General features: G+C 42.4%; 19 protein-coding genes. All 19 read right to left on the minus strand.

Annotation, left to right across the window (positions count from 1 at the left end; genetic code table 11):
• Nucleotides 1-23 precede the first annotated feature (23 nt).
• The 19 genes from PSF27_RS07225 to napF all read right to left on the minus strand — a co-directional run bounded on the left by PSF27_RS07225 (nucleotide 24) and on the right by napF (nucleotide 18,765).
• Nucleotides 24-2,060, minus strand: a complete 2,037-nt coding sequence (locus PSF27_RS07225; RefSeq protein WP_272681191.1) for a TonB-dependent copper receptor — start codon at nucleotides 2,058-2,060, stop codon at nucleotides 24-26.
• Between the two features lie 178 nt (nucleotides 2,061-2,238).
• Nucleotides 2,239-2,679 carry a DUF2946 domain-containing protein gene (locus PSF27_RS07230; protein WP_206083027.1) on the minus strand — a complete coding sequence of 147 codons (441 nt, stop codon included), beginning with the start codon at nucleotides 2,677-2,679 and terminating at the stop codon, nucleotides 2,239-2,241.
• Nucleotides 2,680-2,968: 289 nt separating this feature from the next.
• Nucleotides 2,969-4,000 (minus strand): phosphotriesterase family protein, encoded by a 1,032-nt coding sequence (locus PSF27_RS07235; protein ID WP_206082759.1) that lies wholly within the window; start codon nucleotides 3,998-4,000, stop codon nucleotides 2,969-2,971.
• 2 nt (nucleotides 4,001-4,002) lie between these two features.
• The gene (locus PSF27_RS07240) at nucleotides 4,003-4,968 is read right to left on the minus strand and encodes a DMT family transporter (protein ID WP_206082760.1); all 966 of its coding nucleotides are present in this window, start codon (nucleotides 4,966-4,968) and stop codon (nucleotides 4,003-4,005) included.
• Nucleotides 4,969-5,089: 121 nt separating this feature from the next.
• Nucleotides 5,090-5,827, minus strand: coding sequence for a glutamine amidotransferase (locus PSF27_RS07245; RefSeq protein WP_206082761.1), 738 nt, complete (start codon nucleotides 5,825-5,827; stop codon nucleotides 5,090-5,092).
• 26 nt (nucleotides 5,828-5,853) lie between these two features.
• Nucleotides 5,854-7,074, minus strand: a complete 1,221-nt coding sequence (locus PSF27_RS07250) for a PfkB family carbohydrate kinase (protein WP_206082762.1) — start codon at nucleotides 7,072-7,074, stop codon at nucleotides 5,854-5,856.
• 625 nt (nucleotides 7,075-7,699) lie between these two features.
• Nucleotides 7,700-8,770 (minus strand): cytochrome c-type biogenesis protein CcmH, encoded by a 1,071-nt coding sequence (locus tag PSF27_RS07255; protein ID WP_206082763.1) that lies wholly within the window; start codon nucleotides 8,768-8,770, stop codon nucleotides 7,700-7,702.
• The gene (locus PSF27_RS07260) at nucleotides 8,767-9,324 is read right to left on the minus strand and encodes a DsbE family thiol:disulfide interchange protein (protein ID WP_272681192.1); all 558 of its coding nucleotides are present in this window, start codon (nucleotides 9,322-9,324) and stop codon (nucleotides 8,767-8,769) included. The genes PSF27_RS07255 and PSF27_RS07260 overlap by 4 nt, the downstream gene beginning before the upstream one ends.
• A complete protein-coding gene (locus tag PSF27_RS07265) occupies nucleotides 9,321-11,252 on the minus strand; it encodes a heme lyase CcmF/NrfE family subunit (protein ID WP_206082765.1) in 1,932 nt (643 codons plus the stop codon). Before PSF27_RS07265 ends, PSF27_RS07260 begins: the two co-directional genes overlap by 4 nt.
• Nucleotides 11,249-11,734, minus strand: coding sequence for a cytochrome c maturation protein CcmE (gene ccmE / locus PSF27_RS07270; protein ID WP_206082766.1), 486 nt, complete (start codon nucleotides 11,732-11,734; stop codon nucleotides 11,249-11,251). Before ccmE ends, PSF27_RS07265 begins: the two co-directional genes overlap by 4 nt.
• Nucleotides 11,731-11,943: a heme exporter protein CcmD gene (gene ccmD / locus PSF27_RS07275; protein ID WP_206082767.1), complete on the minus strand. Its 213-nt coding sequence runs from the start codon at nucleotides 11,941-11,943 to the stop codon at nucleotides 11,731-11,733. Before ccmD ends, ccmE begins: the two co-directional genes overlap by 4 nt.
• Complete coding sequence (locus PSF27_RS07280; RefSeq protein WP_206082768.1) at nucleotides 11,940-12,680, minus strand: heme ABC transporter permease; 741 nt, start codon at nucleotides 12,678-12,680, stop codon at nucleotides 11,940-11,942. The genes ccmD and PSF27_RS07280 overlap by 4 nt, the downstream gene beginning before the upstream one ends.
• A 197-nt stretch (nucleotides 12,681-12,877) precedes the next feature.
• On the minus strand, nucleotides 12,878-13,516 hold the full coding sequence (gene napC / locus PSF27_RS07285; protein WP_206082769.1) for a cytochrome c-type protein NapC: 639 nt from the start codon (nucleotides 13,514-13,516) through the stop codon (nucleotides 12,878-12,880).
• Between the two features lie 9 nt (nucleotides 13,517-13,525).
• Nucleotides 13,526-13,975: a nitrate reductase cytochrome c-type subunit gene (napB, locus tag PSF27_RS07290; protein ID WP_272681193.1), complete on the minus strand. Its 450-nt coding sequence runs from the start codon at nucleotides 13,973-13,975 to the stop codon at nucleotides 13,526-13,528.
• The gene (gene napH, locus PSF27_RS07295; RefSeq protein ID WP_272681194.1) at nucleotides 13,972-14,835 is read right to left on the minus strand and encodes a quinol dehydrogenase ferredoxin subunit NapH; all 864 of its coding nucleotides are present in this window, start codon (nucleotides 14,833-14,835) and stop codon (nucleotides 13,972-13,974) included. Before napH ends, napB begins: the two co-directional genes overlap by 4 nt.
• Nucleotides 14,822-15,532 (minus strand): ferredoxin-type protein NapG, encoded by a 711-nt coding sequence (gene napG, locus PSF27_RS07300; RefSeq protein ID WP_206082772.1) that lies wholly within the window; start codon nucleotides 15,530-15,532, stop codon nucleotides 14,822-14,824. The genes napH and napG overlap by 14 nt, the downstream gene beginning before the upstream one ends.
• Nucleotides 15,533-15,538: 6 nt before the next feature.
• Complete coding sequence (gene napA, locus PSF27_RS07305) at nucleotides 15,539-18,025, minus strand: nitrate reductase catalytic subunit NapA (protein WP_206082773.1); 2,487 nt, start codon at nucleotides 18,023-18,025, stop codon at nucleotides 15,539-15,541.
• Nucleotides 18,006-18,284: a chaperone NapD gene (gene napD / locus PSF27_RS07310; protein ID WP_206082774.1), complete on the minus strand. Its 279-nt coding sequence runs from the start codon at nucleotides 18,282-18,284 to the stop codon at nucleotides 18,006-18,008. Before napD ends, napA begins: the two co-directional genes overlap by 20 nt.
• Nucleotides 18,274-18,765 carry a ferredoxin-type protein NapF gene (gene napF, locus PSF27_RS07315; protein WP_206082775.1) on the minus strand — a complete coding sequence of 164 codons (492 nt, stop codon included), beginning with the start codon at nucleotides 18,763-18,765 and terminating at the stop codon, nucleotides 18,274-18,276. The genes napD and napF overlap by 11 nt, the downstream gene beginning before the upstream one ends.
• Nucleotides 18,766-19,318: the final 553 nt, after the last annotated feature.

Below are 19,318 nucleotides of genomic sequence, written 5' to 3' on the forward strand. Positions count from 1 at the left end.
GCGGGTTACTCTCATATTATAAATTAAAATGTCACGTTTACTTTAGCCCAAAACGTTCTACCAGGTTCATTCACTGGCATATTAGATGAATAACCAAATCCGCTATTACCCGCTAAATTTAAGTGCTCACTGTAAGTTTTATCAAACAGATTATCGACCCCAGCGCTTAATTTCACATTTTCATTCACTTTGTATGCAGTATTTAGAGAGAAAATGGTAAAGCCCGCGCTTTTGCTAAAGTCTTTTCCCACCACATTGCCGTCATTGATAGCCACACGGTTTTGGCGACTCACAACACGAACTAAGCCCGTTGTTGTCCAGTCCCCTTTTTCCCATGACAAACCAAAGCGACTTTCAAGAGGTGGCATCTGAGGAAGCGCTTTACCGTCTGTTCTGTTTTCTCCCCATGCATAAGCAAGGCTGGCATCAGCTTTCCACTCGTCACTAAGTTTTTGTGCTACGCCTAGCTCTCCCCCCATAATCATAGCATTCACATTTTCAACTTGGCTCATCCGTGGATTGCTGGCGCTATAACGGAAAAGAATGAAATCATCAACACGGCCAATATAGGCAGAAACCCACGCATTGGTATTTTCATGGCTATACTTTGCCCCAATATCAAGTTGAGTTGTTTTTTCTGTTTTTAGGCGGTCAAAAACATTGTGGGTACCATCTGGCCCCATTTTCGGTGAAAATAATTCCCAATAATCTGGAAAACGTTCAGTGTAACCGACACCGGCATACAGCATAACAGGGGTATTTTCGAGGGAATGCTCATAACGAGCAAAACCTGCTGGCATAACGGTGTTACGACCTGATGAACCGATTTCTTTATTATTTTCAACAAGTACACGATCCAAACGAGCCCCGCTGACAACCTTTCCTTGTGTGGTAGCTTGCCATGTTAACTCACTAAATAGGCCGTAATCTTGGAATTGTGCATCTTTCACCCAACCACTTGTACTTTTGCTGCGGTGCTTATTGGTTTGCATATCTGCCCCCGCTCGCAGCTCATAGTCCGTCCAGAGCCATGTTCCCATCACACGGCCGCCCATCGTTTCACGGTCAACACGCATTTTCATTGGCATATTCATCATACCGTGACCGCCATGCCCCATCCCCATATGTCCGCCCATTCCGCCACCTGATGGTGAGCGTAGAGAATAGTTATCCATAATATGGTCAGCATAATTGTAATAAGCACTGGCTTCTATTTTGTCGAGAACATCACCGATATTGCTCTTTTCAAAACGAAGTCCATAACTTTCACGTTTAAATTGAGAGCCATCCATGCCACGCCCTGCATAACGTGCTTCACCATCACCTTTCCCAGCAGTAAGTTCTAATAACGTGTATTCATCTGGCGTCCAGCCAATTGCAATATCCGCATTCCATTTGTCCCATTTCGACGGGACTTTATCGCCATTGCCATCTTTATAGTCATTAGAACGGGATTTATTGCCAATAACACGTAAGTAACCTGTTTCGTTGCCCACGCTAACATCCGCATTCGCATCCCAGCGGTTATTTGACGCGGTTAGCGCGCTTGCATTTCCTTTAATTCCACCTTCGGTGAATAACGGTTTTTCACGTTCAAAACGAATTGTCCCTGCTGAATTACCAGGTCCCCAGAGCACCGTTTGAGGCCCTTTAATCATATTAAGCACATCAAAGTTTTCAGGGGATATATAAGATGTTGGCGCATCCATCCGTGATGGGCAAGCCCCTAGCATTTCGCTGTCATTGGTTAAAATACGCAAGCGCGAACCAAACATACCACGAAAAACAGGATCGCCATTGGTTCCACCATTACGAATTTGGGAAAAACCTGGGATAGTTTTGAGGTAATCAGAGCCATCACTAGCAGGAACAGGCTGCCTTGGTGTTTTTGGCGACGTCGTGATCGTTAATGGTGAATCAACGGGAGCAGTGACAATCATGACTGAGCTTTCAGTGATTGGGCTTTGGTTAATCTCATTTTTTGCCATAACCGAGGCGGAACAAATCGCGCTGATAACCAATGTTGCCGCAGGTGCAAATTTAAATTGCAGTGTATTCATTTTTAACCTGTTTCTTATATCAATAAAAATACCACCACCTTTGCTTTAATCACAAAATCAATGCTTCCCTACAGGGATGTTTCTTGAAAATATAATCAAATTCAAGACGTACGCAATCGACCTTGCTGAATAAGGCAAAAATAGAATTAGTTTGTTGAAATATTCATGCTAAAGAAAATCAGATTATTGGTGGTGCTCTGGCTAAACGCAAAGTCCAAGGTCTAAATAACCAAAGCTGGACACTACGTTCAAATGGTAGGAACAGTGTTAGCGTTGCGAGCTGCCGAATAACGGCTGCAATCAATAAGATAAGAAACGGAAAATGAACCAATAACTGACAGTAACCGCAGGCAATATCTTCCATCGGTGACTGCCCAATCCCCGTCATTAACAGGTGATTCATTGCACTGCTATGTTCACAACCTTCAGGCATCAACATCCCTTGATGCAAATGCATCGAATGCTCTGCCATTACAGTGTTCTCTGTAACGTTATTCGTCGCTATACAATGATTCATCTGTTCCATCGATTTAGAGATCAATGGCGCAATGAACAACATAGCAACGGCTAATAACGCCAGATAGGCAGCAAGTTGTCTGATTGAGGGGCGCAGGTGCAACGTTTTTCCGTCATCTGGGTAGATATTTATAGCGCGTAATTGTATCTTATTTAGATTCTCATTGTTATTGATATTTGTGTAATATGTTAATTCAATATGAGTTTTATGAGTATTTTTAGTGATATGCGGTCAATATTCTTCAAGAATAAAATCAATCAGTTGTCTGATTAACAAACTCACTCAAGCTCCTTGAAATACCTTATCAAACTAAAAAACAAAAAATGCGGCACTCCAATAAAGTGCCGCACATGTTTTCTCTTCAGATAAAACGCAAAATAGATCAGTGTATTTATGCCAATAAATTTGCTGGGTTATCAATACAAAGACGGTTAATCATTGATTTATCAATACCTTTTTTCGCAAGTAAGGATAAGAAAACATTAGGAACAAACCCCCAACCATTTCCACCATTTTTAGCCCACATCTGCTTAAGGAACACATCATGGCTTAACACAATTTGCTGACCATAGCCCATCTCAATCAACTTACAAACCGCATCTGCAGTTTCTGTCACTGTAGGAGCAACCCCTTCTTTTGGAAATGAAATATCAAGGCCTATCATGTCAAATTCAAGCCAAACTCCTCGGTCTAACATCCGACGCTGGTAATCAAAGTCTTTCCCTGATGGGTCTGAATGCGCCAATGAAATTTTAGCTGGGTTAACGCCCATTTCCTTAATTAAGATATCAAGGACTTCATCACCACGACGCTGCCAGCCTGGCATGTGGATATTCATAGAAACGTGGTCATTTGCCAACTGTGCAACAGAGGCCGCGCGTAAACTGTTCTTTTCACCTTCAGTAAAAAAAGGTGAAACACCGATTTCACCAATCATACCTGCACAGATATCGGTTCCATCAATACCAATATTCAGCTCATCATCAATCATTTTAGCCATGGCATCGATATCGTTGACGAGGCGAGAGCCTTCAAACTTTTCGATATATAAACCAGAAGAAGCGACAACATTAATGCCCGTTTCAATCGCCACTTCACGTAATTGGTGTACATCGCGACCAATCGCCTTTGAGCCTGTTGCATCGACTAATGTTCTGCCACCTAATTCTTTGAAGTTATTCACTTCATAGATAACATCTTCAATGGGTTTTTTATCCATGTTATCGCAACAGCAATACGGGTCATGTTTAAGGCCCCATTGGATGTCTGCACTCACTTTTTTATCAACCAGAACGTGCGAGAAATCATAGAATGGTTCATCGACAACCGTTGATAAATCGTTAAACAAATGTTCATGTGGTAGTGTCAGTCCCATATCTTCTTTTTTAACAGGCCCAATCACTGTTTGGATATACCCTTTCATCTTTATACTCCTGCGGCTTTTGTCGCTTTTGCTTCTCTAAACTCAGGAATGGTGGTGATAATCGCTCCCACTAAAGCAAATACAGTGCCGATGATAGTGACTAAATAAACGGTATTACCGAGAGATGGTAATAGAAGGTCAATTAATACAGAACCAAGTAACTGGCCAGCCGTTGAAGCCACACCTAACATCAACAAACCTAAACCGCGAACTAAAATAGCCATTAATGCAATCGACATAAGCCCTAATGGACCACCTAAATACATCCACCAAACGCCAGGTAAATCAAGGGTCAAATGGCCTAATGCCATACGGATCACTAACGCAATCGTTAAAACAGTAAAGCCAACAATAAAATTCCACGTGATAGAAACCATCATAGAGCCAGTGGCTTCGGCTACTTTTGAGTTACCTGCAGGCTGCCAACCTGCTAATAAACCCGCTAAGAAAGGCAGAATAGCTAAATAAATTGCTGAGCTGGAATGCCACTGTGGCGACACCACAAATAAAGTAGCAACGACAGCAAAAACGGCGCCTAATACCCGAAAAGTAGTAAACGGTTTTTTCTCATCAATACCAATGCCAAAACGGTCGCATAATAATCCTGAAAGTAATAATGCTGAAATCAGTGCTGTTTGGAAGGTAGCAATCCCTAATGCGCTGGCTGATGCCCCTTCAGAAAATACCACCATTGCGCCACATAACCCTGCAAACCAATTCCACAGTGGGATTTTTTTGTTCTTAATTAAACTCGGAATTGCTGCAAATTGTTGTCGAGTTTGTTTTTTCGCAATAATGATAAAAAACATCACAACCAAACCACTGGCAAAGGAAATAACCGCACTCGCATTACCATCTTTTAAAACATCACCGAGCTGCCCATTCACTGCAGATTGCATTGGCGATAACATACCGGCCAATACCGTTGCTATCATTAAAAACGGAGTAGAATAACTTTTAACACTCATAAAATATTCCTTTTGGATTTTGACTATGAGTCATTATTTTTTGTAATCGGCTTACAAAGTGCTGAACATAATTCAGCACTTATTTTCTTTATTGTTTGGTTTTTTACTTTTAAAGAATTAATTAACGTGCGATTTGCTTTAGAATATTTACCCACATATCTGAATAATGTTCCCAAGCCATAAACTCACGACTTCCCCAATGCGGCGAACAGTCACTCATAAAACAACCTGTTTTTCCGTTTTCATATTGGCCAAAGACCAATAATGGATCATCACCAATATTTAAAACAACTTCTGTATTTTCTCTTGGCTTAACTTTGTTATAGCCTAAGAACATCGGCCAATTACCAAATCCTTTAATTGCTTCATGCTGCATATTTTGGGGTGTTGCGAAAATACCTTCTGGCGTTTCCACACGGTCATCGCCATCTAACATTTCGACTGGTAATACATCGGCTAATAACGTATTTTTATAATTCGCTTTGGCTTCAATACCCATAAAAGATAAATAACCACCGATCATTAATAAGCCGCCACCTTGACTAACGTATTGCTTAATTAGTCCTAATGCATTTGGTAATACTTTCATATTATAGAAAGTATCATTTTGTAATAGGAACGTATTAGCACCGATATCACTGATTACAACAACATCATATTTTTCTAATTCTTCGACAGTTTTAGGAAATGCCATTTGCACTGTGTGGGCTGGCATATAATCAATTTCTACACCTTTATTTTTTAAGCACTCTAGTAAAAATGTAGCACCTTCTTCATATTTACTTGATGTAAAGCTGTCATAACCTTTTGTGTGGATCATATGGATATGCCATGATTCACCAATAAATAAAATTTTCATTTTTTTCCTCGTTTCAGAATATTAATTTATTCAGGGGATTGAGTCACAACCTGCGAGTAGGTTGTTTGATTAATACGATGCATAACATTAATATCTTCAGGCATTTCTGAAGCGTTGCTTGTTTCAACAGCCAGGGATGAAAACGCTGATGCATAACGTAAGGCATAAGAAAATTGTTTTCCTTTTGCTAATGAAGCGGCTAGAGCCCCATTAAATGCATCACCTGCACCCGCCGTATTTTTAACAACGGCAGTGTAAGCCGGAGAATAAATGAACTTATTACCATCAAATGCAATAGAGCCTTTACTTCCGAGTGTAATGACAACCTTTTTTACGCCTTTGTTATAGATAATTTCAGCTGCTTTTTTGGCAGTTTCAATGTCCACAACATTGATGTCAGAAAGCAAGCTTGCTTCTGTTTCATTCGGTGTCAAAATATCGACCTTTCCAATTAGCTCATTTACGATGTTATTGTAAGGCGCAGGGTTTAAAATAATCGGAATTTTATATTCATTGCCAATTTCGATTATTTCCCTTAATGCTTCAATATTCGTTTCTAATTGAAGAAGAATAATATTTGAATTTACAATTTTATCTTTCTGAATTTTAACTTCATCCGCAGAGATATCCATATTTGAACCTGGATAGATAGAAATAATATTTTCCCCACTATTTTCAGAAACAAATATAGATGCCGTTCCTGTTTGGTATTTTTCTGTTTGGTATATTGTTGATGTTTTTATTTTTGATGAAGAAATAAAATTTATTGCATACTCACTAAATTGGTCTGTTCCTATTTTAGTAATAAAATGCACAGGAGAATCAGAATAACTTGCAGCTAATGCTTGATTACACCCCTTTCCACCTGGTGAAAAAATAAATTTATTCGATAATAATGATTCACCCGCTTCAGGAAGTCGAGGTAAATAACTAATCATATCAACGTTAAATGAACCTAATACACATACTTTACCTAACACGGCATCATCCTTATCTGTTCTTTCATTAAAACTTTCATTGCACTCAAGAAATTGAATAATTTCTTTTTTAGCAACTTTGTCTAGGGTTTCAAATTCAATATATGCGCCACCATGGCAGCGGCTAATAATCCCTTTTTTTGCTAAAGAATTTAAATCCGCCCTAATGGTTTCTTTCGTGACATTAAGTTCTTTCGATAAAACAGAAACTTTTGCTGCGCCTGTATTTTTTAAAATACTAATTATTTTCTTATGTCGTTCTGCTTTCATGCCATTTTTACCTCATGGCATTTACTCTAATTTATACCTTGTTGCGTTAATGTGACTATACTCATACCTTCCTATTCAAAAGCAAAAAAAAGCAAAAAGCATAAAAATAAAAACAAAAAAAACCAAAAAAGAACAACCAAAGTAAAATACCCTATTATTATCAATATAATATTAGAATTGATTAATTAATTTAATTGAATTTCAACTAATCACTTTAAAGATAAGAAAATATTAACTCTCATTTTATTCGTTATTTAATTTTCAAATAAATAGTTTGTTTATTATTTTAAAGTTAAATTATCAATCTGTTATGCGATACTGGTTTAATTTTATTGTAATAAATATATTTATTCATCGCTATAATCTATCAATAAAGAAGAAGTGTCTATTTGTGATGATATTCACAATTCAATAAATTAAAAAAAATCTAAAATAGGAACGCGCTTAATTTGATAAATAGGGCAAAGGTAAGCTAAGTGGAATTGGGATGATCTGATAGAAACGTCCTCCCTTAAAGCAAAAAGTTGTTCGCTAAAGGCGCTAACGTGACCTGAATGAATTTGAAACTATAAAAACAAAACGGGGGCTTACGCCCCCGTTTAGATCATATTGAGCAAAATCGATACTACTTATCAGCTGACGAGCCTTTCTTTTCATGCACCATCATCAGTGCTTGCTCCACGCTGCGCTCAATAATCACTCGGCGCTGGTCATTCTCGGGCAATAGTTTTAGCATCATTTGCCATGCTGAAATTGCCTCTGCATAACGTTCTTGTTCAAATGCATTGAAGGCAAAAATGCTTAACGCTTTTACATTCGTGCGGTCTTCTGCAATCAGCTTTTTCAGTAACTCTGCACCTTGACGGTTATCTTCAGGATCAGAAGAACGCGTTAACACTTCTGCATAACCTATCACTACATTTTCATCTTTCGGCGAAAGACGATACGCGCGGCCATAAGCATCAGTTGCCATAGTTGCATTACCAAGCACCATACCAATGCGCCCTAGCATCACCCATGCTTCTAAATTTTGCGGATCTTCTTGTAAGCGAGTACGCAAGCCTAATGCTAAATGCTCCATTTCTGCATTATTCAGCGGTGGCTCAGAAGGGTCTAAGGCTCTATCCAGCAAAGCAGGTGCTTGTTGATAAGCATTGTTCCAATCAGTCACCTTTTCATAACTACCCACTTGGTAATATGCCCCCGCCGCAACACCTAGTGCAATCAATACGCCTGGTAAATAGACCCAATTACTTGCCCGTGAAGCTTCAGGAACTTCATCTTCTTCACCGTTTTCCACCTGCTTGATACGCACACGTTTTTTCGAGCGGGCAAAAATAATCCAGCCACCAATGATGATAGCGACAAATGGCAGCCCCCATAACATCATTGTTAATGGCGTTAAGGGTGGGTTATAAGTAACAAAGTAACCATAACGCGCCACCATATAATCGACGATTTCATCACGGTTTTTGCCTTCTTTCATCAACTCATACACTTTTTGGCGTAAATCCAGCGCAATCATCGAGTTAGAGTCGGCAATACTGTTATTTTGGCACTTAGGACAACGTAGCTCTTCTGTTAATTTACGAAATTGCTGCTCTTGTTGTTCGTTATCAAACGTAAATACTTCCGTAGAGGCATACGTGATTGTTGCACTGAGTGCAAGCATCAATAGACCGAGTAAATACCTCATTGGTTCGCCTCCTGGTTATAGCGCTCCCAAAGGGGTTTAAATTCTTTTTCCCAAATACGTTCATCCATTGCCCCTGCGTGGCGGTAACGAATAATCCCATTGCCATCAATAAGGAAGGTTTCTGGTGCACCATAAACCCCGAGATCGAGCGCTAACATACCTTCACCATCAAATAGGCTTAATGCGTAAGGGTTACCCAGCTGACGCAACCATACAATTGCTTTATCGCGTTTGTCTTTATAATTTAAGCCAACCACACGAACACCTTGCGCTGATAACGAGTTGAGGTACTGGTGCTCCGCACGGCAAGTGACGCACCATGTTGCCCAAACATTCAATAAGATAGGCTGACCTTGCGTTAACACCTCTGACTCGTAATGCTTTCCAGGGTTTTCTAACGATTCCAAGCGGAAAACAGGTACGGGCTTACCAATTAATGCAGACTCTAATAAACGTGGGTCATCGCCTTCTGCATTACGCATTAACTGCCACAGCAACACCGCGGCTATCCATGCGAAGATAATAAAAGGGATTAAAAAGACTTTGCGGTTCATGCCGTTTCCCCTTGTAATTTACGACGACGATAACGTGGGTCAAACAGGCAGAATAATGCGCCAATTGCCATTAACACACCACCAGACCAGATCCAGCGAACAAATGGCTTATAATACAAACGCATAGTCCACGTATTTTTATCGACTTCCTCACCAAGGGCGGCGTATAAATCGCGGGTAATACCACCATCAATCGCGGCTTCCGTCATGACAGCACGGCTTACGCTATAAAAGCGTTTTTCAGGCATTAAGATACTCACCACTTTGTCGTTTTTGGTGACAGAAATACTGCCGATAACCCCTTGATAGTTCGGGCCATCTGCTTCACGTACACCATTAAAGGTGAAGGTGTAACCGTGAATAGCAATGTTATCCCCTGGTTTCATTTTCACATCACGCTCAATGCTGTAGTTTTGGCTAAAGGCAATCCCTACAATCGTTACCGCTAAGCCTAAATGAGCACATACCATACCCCAGTAGCTTGGCGTCAGTTTGATTTTTTTGCTGATGCGCACTTTCATTTCAGCGAACGCTAAAATGGCAATCCATATCGCCATCATCAAACCAACAACGGTCAATGCCTCAACGCGGTCTTCCATTAGCATTGGTAATGCGAATGACAGAATGAGCGTCATCACTGTCGCAATAATCAGCATTTTTTTAATCGCTGCAGGACGGTCTCGTCCCCAACGAACCAATGGTCCAATCCCTAATAACAAAGCAAATGGCACCATCAATGCAATAAACATGGTATTAAAGAACGGCTCACCGATAGAAATGGTACCTAACCCAATTTGTTTATGAACTAACGGCAGTAATGTGCCAAGCAGCACGACGAGCATCGCCGCAGTTAAAATCACGTTATTACCCAATAACATGGATTCACGCGACCACAGCGCATTGTTAACGCGTGAACGTACTTTATGGCCTCGCAGTGCAAACACGAGCAGCGAACCGCCGATCACCAGCACCATAAATGCTAGGATGAAAAGCCCACGGGATGGGTCAGAGGCGAACGCATGCACAGAAACTAACACGCCCGAACGCACCAAGAATGTGCCGAGTAAACATAATGAGAAGGCAAATATCGATAAGAGCAATGACCACGCTTTAAATGTCGCTCGTTGTTCCGTCACCGATAAAGAGTGAATCAATGCCGTTCCCACTAGCCATGGCATAAAGGAGGCATTTTCTACTGGATCCCAGAACCACCAGCCGCCCCAGCCAAGTTCATAATAGGCCCATGCGGAACCTAACATGATCCCAAGCGTTAAGAAAAACCATGCAGCCATCGTCCAAGGACGGGCAAAACGGGTAAAGGAGCTGTCTAATCGCCCACTGAGCAAGGCCGCAATCGCAAAGGCAAATGCCACTGAGAAACCCACATAGCCCATATACAATAAAGGTGGGTGGAAAATAAGACCGGGGTCTTGTAACAATGGGTTCAGGTCGCGCCCTTCAATTGGGAACGACGGTAATGTGCGTGAGAATGGGTTTGAGGTAAAAATGATAAACAGTAAAAAGCCAACACTCACCATCCCCATCACCGCAAGCACACGAGCTACTATGTCTAATGGCATGCGATAGCTAAACAGCGCGACCGCAAATGTCCAGCCACTCATCAACAAGACCCATAACAACAATGAACCTTCGTGAGCGCCCCACGTTGCGGCAACGCGATACCAAATCGGTAGTTGAGTATTCGAGTTGTTCGCCACATAAGTGACAGAAAAATCATTTACGACAAACGCATTGACGAGAACAAGAAATGCCCCCGTCACACAAAGAAACAGTAACCACGCCAACGGACGCGATGAGGCCATTAAACGCGTATCGTTACGCGCCACTCCCCACAATGGGTAGATAGACAGCAAAACGGCAAGGCCGAGTGCCAAGCACAGTAAAATGCTACCAATTTCTGGGATCATGACGCATTTTCCTTATAGGCTGCGGCTGGTCTCCGATGGTTTTCTTGCATTGCTTTTTCCACTTCTGGCGGCGTGTAATTTTCATCATGTTTGGCTAACACTTCTTTCGCTAGAACATGATTATTTTCTTGTAATTCACCTTGTACGACCACACCTTGCCCTTCTTTAAATAAGTCTGGCAAAATTCCGTCATAACTGACATCAATTTCTGCTTCTGCATCATAAACGGTGAAGGTGATTTTTAATGATTTTGGATCAGCATCACGCACAACACTGCCTGGCATGACCATCCCACCCACACGTAAACGCTGCCCAACTTCAGGCATCTGCTGAGTTTCACGTTTACCGTAAATGATTTCACCGGGTGTATAAAAGAGATCAATACTTGAGCGCAGTGCGTAGAGGATCAGCGCTAGCGTTAAGCCAACACCAATAAGTATGGAACAAATTAACCAAAGTCGGTTACGACGACGAATATTCACATCTCCTCCCTACGCGCTCTTGCGGTTTTTTGTCTTTGTTCGCGAGCTTGCTGTTGAATAATGGCATTAATGATCATTTTTCGTTGGATAACGGTATGCACACAGAGTAGCAATATAGGGATTAAGGTCAGCGCCACCGCCAACCAGACATAAAACCCATAGCCTCCCATCGCAAAGAAATCGCTCCAAGATGCAAATGCGCTGGTCATTTAAGGCGCCCTCCTTTTTTCACAATATCGAGCACCCAAGGGCGGTTACGTTCGAGGATCAATAACTGATTACGTAAGCGAATGAGTGTTAAAGAGATAAATAAGAATAGATACCCAAGGATAGCTAGGCGCAGTGGTGTGCGCATCGCTGGGTTGATACTTTCTTGCATGCGTGTCGACGGCTGATGCAGTGTTTGCCACCATTCAACAGAGTAATGAATGATAGGTAAGTTAATCACGCCAATTAATACTAAAATCGCCGCAGCTTTGCCCGCTGTACGGCGGTCATCAAAGGCATGCCATAACGCAATAACGCCCACATACAGAAAAAATAGAATTAATTCAGAGGTTAAACGTGCATCCCACACCCACCAAGCGCCCCACATCGGCTTACCCCATGTCGCGCCAGTGACTAATGCAATAAAAGTAAAGACCGCGCCAACGGGTGCCATTGCGGCAATCGCCAGCTCCGACACTTTCATCTGCCACACTAGCCCAATAAAGGCAGTGATCGCCATCGTGGCATAAATCCCCATTGACCACATCGCAGCAGGTACGTGAATATACATAATACGGTAACTATCGCTTTGCACTTTATCGGTTGGTGCAAAACCAAAACCCCAGACCCAACCTACCGCTAAACAAATCACACTTAATATAATAAACCACGGTACTAGACGCCCACATAACCGGTAAAGGTTAACGGGGATGGCAAGTTGATGAAGCTTTTTCCACATAGTTTAATTACCCTGATTTATTATATTGTTAGTAAATGCTGAGTGACAGCATCATACAATACACATTAAAAAAGCAAAGATATTGATTTAACACAAATATAACTTAGGCTGATTATACTCTTATGCATAATCAGCCTATTTCATGATCATCACTTATAATTCATTGAGATAACCAATCATAAAACGATAACTCCAGATTAAAAGCCTGGTTCAACTTCACGCATATCAGGAAGCTTATGTGCAATCCCTTTATGGCAGTCTATACAGGTTTTACCCTCCGTAACGGCTTGGTCATGCATTTTGGCAGCCACCCCTTTTTGGGCAGTGAAGTCCATATACTCAAAGTTGTGGCAGTTACGGCACTCCTGCGAGTCATTGTTTTTCATTCGCCGCCACTCACTTTGCGCCATCGCTAAACGGTGATCTTCAAATTTTTGCGGCGTATCGATAATGCCAAAAATTTTCCCGTATAATTCTTTACTGGCTTGGATTTTACGCACCATTTTAGGACCAAATTCGTGAGGTACGTGACAATCTGGACAGGTTGCACGAACACCACTACGGTTAGTATAGTGAATCGTATCCATATATTCTTCATAGACATTTTCACGCATTTCGTGACAGCTAATACAAAACTCTTCTGTATTCGCCATCTCCATACCTGTGTTAAAGCCACCCCAGAAGATCACGCCACTGACAAAACCAATCAGCAATAACGTGCCTAATGCTAAGCGGCTAGGTCTACGCCACCATTGCCATATACGTCCAATCAGCCCAAACAAGCCTTTTTTCTTCGGCTTTTCACCTGTTGTTGGTTTTTCGTTATTATTTGCCATAATTCCCCCTTATTTCCCAAAACCTTTGGATGGGGTAAATGTGTTATCAATGATTGCCGGAGTATCCGATTGTGGTACATGGCACTGTAAACAGAAATAACGGTTTGGTGCGACTTCCCCCAATACTTTCCCAGTTGCATCCATAAAGTGTGTTGGGCTAACACGTGGAGCACCTGTGGTACGGTAGTTTTCAACGCCGTGGCATTGTAAACAACGGTTCGTGTTGGTGGTAATTTGGTAACCCTCAACGCTATGTGGGATCATCGGCGGCTGGTTCACATAGTTTAGTGCCATTCTTTCTTGCTCTTTAGGAATATGAATACTTCCCTCAGTCGTACCAGACACTTCTGGCGATTGCGTCAAATCGACACCATTAGCAGCCCAAACTAGACTACTGACAACAAAGACCATACCTGCGATTGCGCGGCTTAGCGTCTTTTTCAGGACTGAATTTTTCATGATTTAGCTCCCGAGCTCCATCGTAGTGTTATTTTAAAAACATCCTCAGAACAGACATCTATACAACGACCGCAAGTAATACAGTCTTTATCAGAAATCAGTGCTGGGGCTTGTTTATCGAGGACCGGTGCACGCAACACTTGCGGCTCCGGGCAAACGTGGAAACAATCCATACAGCGGCTACAGTCTTTTTTATTCACCGCCGTGACGACCAGTGCACCCTTACAACCCGCGACACCATACAGTGCGCCTAATGGGCAAAGGTGACCGCACCAGCCATGTTCCACTACCAATAAATCGAATAAAAACAGCGCAACTAAAACCAATGCACCACTTCCAAAACCGAAAATTAAACTACGCCCCATTAATGAAACTGGATTTAGCCATTCCCACAGTAAAGTACCTGTCACCGCTGACCCCACTAAAATCACCACCAGCAACACATAACGAATGTAGCGTGGAATGGTGGCGGATTGGTTCAAATCAAACTTACGGCGCAGCCATGCTGCAGCATCAGTTATCGGATTAACAGGGCAAACCCAACTGCAAAAAATACGTTTACCTATTAGCGCATATACACCGAACACAATAGCGGCACCGATCAGCGCAGAGATCCCTGGTAAGTAACCACTTGCTAAGCTCTCTAATGTAATCAGTGGGTCGGTCAATGGAACTGTGTCTAACAATAAGCTACTGCTATAGTTTCCGTGTAAGATCCACACACCAAGCCATGGACCACTCAAAAACATCGCTAGCACCAATAATTGGCTGACACGCCTTAACACCAACCATTTGTGGCTTTGCCACCACCCTTTTTTTGCCTGAGCTTCACGTCCGGCGTCGCGTTTACGATTTGCCATTGTTTCCCTCCAGCCAACCAAAACGGTAATGATGGCCTAATTCACCTTTCGCCAAGTCTCTTGGCAACACTTTGATAGCCGCTTCTTCCAGCACACAAGCTTGCTCGCACTTACCGCAACCCGTGCAGTAATTGCTGTTTACCGTTGGTAAGAAACGCGCGTGTTTACCTGTTCGATGATTCTGCTCAAGCTCCAATGTGATCGCTTCGTCAATAAGCGGACAAACGCGGTAACACACATCACAACGCAACCCTTGGAAGTTCAGACAGTTTTCTTGGTCAAGTAACACAGCCAAGCCCATACGCGCATCATTGATAGACTCAATGTCTTTATCCAGCGCACCACTTGGGCACACTTTTGCACATGGAATGTCTTCACACATTTCACACGGGTTTTCACGGGCGATAAAATACGGTGTTCCCGCTGCCAGACCCGATGCCAATGTCGCTAATTTCAACATGTCATAAGGGCAGGCTTGAACGCATTGACCACAGCGCACACAGGCACTCGCAAATGCAGCTTCATTTAGCGCACCCGGCGGGCGAAGTCTCACACCGCTCGCTCGGGAGGTTTGTTGCTGAAGCCCCAGTACCACACCAACAGCCACTAACCCACCCGCAGCACGCCCTACATCACGCAAAAAGCGACGGCGACTGTTCTGAGACTTAACCTTGTTAGGATGCGTTTTCTGGGGCATTAGCAATTACACCTTTTCCAGTTTAACGGCACATTTTTTGTAGTCCGTTTCTTTCGAAAGTGGATCAGTCGCATCCAGTGTTAAATTGTTCACTAATTGCGCTGCATCAAAGAATGCCATGTACACCAAACCTTTTGGTGGTCTATTACGGCCGCGAGTTTCAACAATCGTTGTCACATCACCACGGCGAGAAACCACTTTGACTTTGTCGCCACGACGTAATCCACGATCTTTCGCATCAAGTGGGTGCATAAACACTAATGATTCAGGGAAAGCGCGGTGAAGCTCAGGCACACGACGCGTCATACTGCCAGTATGCCAATGTTCAAGAACACGCCCTGTTGATAACCACAAATCGTATTCTTTATCTGGCGCTTCTGCAGCGGGTTCAAACGGCAGTGCAAAAATAACCGCTTTGCCATCAGGTTTACCGTAGAATTGATAACCTTCACCCGCTTTAACGTAAGGATCATTTCCTTCGCTATAACGCCACTGGGTTTCTTTGCCATCCACTACTGGCCAACGAATACCGCGAGCTTTGTGGTAAGCATCAAAGTCTGCTAAGTCATGACCATGTCCACGACCAAAACCTGCATATTCTTCAAATAAACCTTTTTGTAAATAAAAGCCTAACTCACGGGATTCATCGTTTAATTGGTCTTCTGCTAACTCTGTCACTGGGAATTTGGTGACAGCTTCGTTGGCAAATAACACGTCATACAAGGTTTTACCGCGTAGTTCTGGTTTTTTCGCCAGTAACTCTTCAGGCCACACTTCATCCGTTTTAAAGCGTTTAGAAAATAACACCATCTGCATTAAATCAGATTTTGCTTCACCTGGCGCTTGAACTTGTTGACGCCAAAACTGGGTACGACGCTCTGCGTTGCCGTAAGCCCCTTCTTTCTCTACCCACATCGCGGTAGGTAAGATTAAGTCAGCGGACAATGCACTGACAGTTGGGTATGGGTCAGATACCACGATAAAGTTACGCGGATCGCGCCACCCTGGCATACGCTCTTGATTGATATTTGGGCCCGCTTGCATGTTGTTATTACACATGACCCAGTAGAAATTTAGCTTCCCGTCTTTTAAGGCGCGGTCTTGTGCAACGGCGTGTAAACCAACTTTTTCTGGGATGGTGCCCGCAGGTAATCCCCAAACACCTTCCACTTTTTCACGGTGTTTTTCGTTAGTGACCACCATGTCCGCAGGTAAGCGGTGTGAGAACGTCCCCACTTCACGCGCGGTACCACAGGCTGATGGCTGGCCTGTTAAGGAGAAAGGACCACAGCCTGGTTGAGAAATTTTGCCCGTTAATAAATGCAGATTGTACGCAAGATTATTTGCCCAAACTCCGCGGGTGTGCTGGTTAAAGCCCATAGTCCAGTAAGAAACTACTTTGGTTTTCGGGTCTGCATACAGCTTCGCTAACTCTTCTAACTGGTCTTTTGGTACCCCAGTCATTTCCGCGGTTTTATCTAAGGTATATTCCGCAACAAAGGCTTTATATTCGTCCCATGTCATTGGTTCAGAGGCATCAGAACCTGCATTTTTCGCGCTTTTTTCTAATGGGTGAGTTGGGCGTAAGCCATAACCGATATCTGTTGCACCGCGGCGTAGGTTAACGTGTTTATCCAGGAAGTCCTGATTAACTGCATTATTTTGAATAATATAATTCGCAATATAGTTCAGGATCACCAAATCAGACTGCGGCGTAAATACAATGCCGTTATCGGCAAGTTCAAAGCTACGGTGTTTAAACGTAGACAACACTGCAACACGTACATCTGGGTTAGATAAACGGCGGTTAGTAATGCGAGACCACAAAATAGGGTGCATTTCAGCCATGTTTGAACCCCACAGAACAAAAGCATCTGCGTGCTCAATATCATCATAACAACCCATCGGTTCATCCATACCAAAAGTACGCATAAAACCCACTACTGCTGACGCCATACAGTGACGCGCGTTCGGATCTAAGTTGTTAGAACGAAAACCACCTTTAAACAGTTTAGAAGCTGCATAACCTTCCCAAACAGTCCATTGGCCTGAACCGAACATGCCGATCCCTTCTGGCCCTTTTTCTTTTAAAGTGGTTTTGACTTTTTCTTCCATGACATCAAACGCTTGTTCCCACGTGATCGGTGTGAACTCACCATTTTTGTCATATTCGCCATCTTTCATGCGCAACATTGGCTGCGTTAAACGGTCTTTTCCGTACATGATTTTCGGTAAAAAATAGCCTTTGATGCAGTTCAGGCCACGGTTTACAGGGGCTTCAGGATCACCTTGGCTCGCAACAATACGGCCATTTTGAGTACCAACAAGAACGCCACAACCTGTACCACAAAAACGGCAAGGGGCTTTGTCCCATTTAATACTTTCTTGTTGACCGACGACCGCTTTGGCAATACTGGGAGTGCCAATACCTGCCGCCGCAGCAGCGGCCGCTATCGCATTGGCTTTCATAAAGCTACGACGACTGAGTTTCATAATCTTCCTCACCTTGCTCATCCTGCTGGTGATACACCAGCGAAACATCTAGCACGCCTTCGATATCGCGTACTAAATCAATAGTATCTAACAACGTTTTACTGCCTTGCCCTTCAACAACGACAATCAGTTTTCCATTTTCAGGGGCGCTAATCGCCACTTCACAGTTCGGAAACTGATTTATTTTTTCGGTCACAGCAGACATTCGTTCGCTTTTTATTTGTACAATCAAACTGCACACTTGATATTTACTGTGCATGTTCATGCTCCACGGTAATGGCTGATACAGGGCAGCCTGCAACACAGGCACCACAGCCTGTACAGCCTTGTGTTTCTATTTTTGGCTGGTAAATACCTGCCAGTGAAGGACGAAAAGAGATAACTTCAGGCTCACAACTGTCTTGGCAACGGCGACATTCAATAGATTTAAACGCAAGGCAGTTCTGACCGATAGAAACGGTGATATCCCAAGGTTGGGTTTGTTGTGGCAGAAAAATAGGTTCAGGGCAGGCGGTCGCACACGCGTAGCAAAAGGTGCATTCGCCACGTTTAAAATCGACAACAGGGTACCCACCTGCGCCAGCGTATAAAATTGTTGTTTCACAACTTTCTACACAAGCATTGCAGCGGGTACACTTTTCAATAAAGTGCGCTTCACTACCACTCCATGGCGGTCGAACCACTGGAGCGGCATTACGCCAAGCACCAGTTAATACTCCCCGACGGGTGAGATCAACCATGTTGATTTCCTTTACATTGCCAACAAAATCGTAAAAAAGTACTGATAAACCGCAGTTTTTATATGTGTATTATTTATGAGAAATATTAACGATAGAGGTTAGAAAAATACATACTACCAAGTAGGTAAAAGGAGTAATAACACCACTTACAACGGAAAATCACCGCATTCGAATTCTTGATAACTTTTGAACATCAGAATGACTCAAAACAGGGAATACCGACAGTTTTTTAATTATTTTTTAACAATCATTCAATATAGATATTTAATTTAATCGTGAGTTTTAATGTTGCAAGTTTAAATTAACACCAAGAACTACCACTAAAGTGGTAGATGCAATGTCATTTTAGAAAAAAATAATTGCAAGTTTTTTGATATTACGCACGATTTATTTCTTATTTTAATTTACGAAATATAAAAAGGATTACAACTAAAAATATTATTCTTAAAAATCAAATAACTAAATAAAACAAATCGTGTTGGTAAAAATAAGAATCATTACTAAATTATTATCCTAAGTGATCAGTTTAAAACCAGTCATTAATAACTATAGC

Source organism: Providencia sp. PROV129 (genome assembly GCF_028482245.1).
GTDB lineage: Bacteria > Pseudomonadota > Gammaproteobacteria > Enterobacterales > Enterobacteriaceae > Providencia > Providencia vermicola.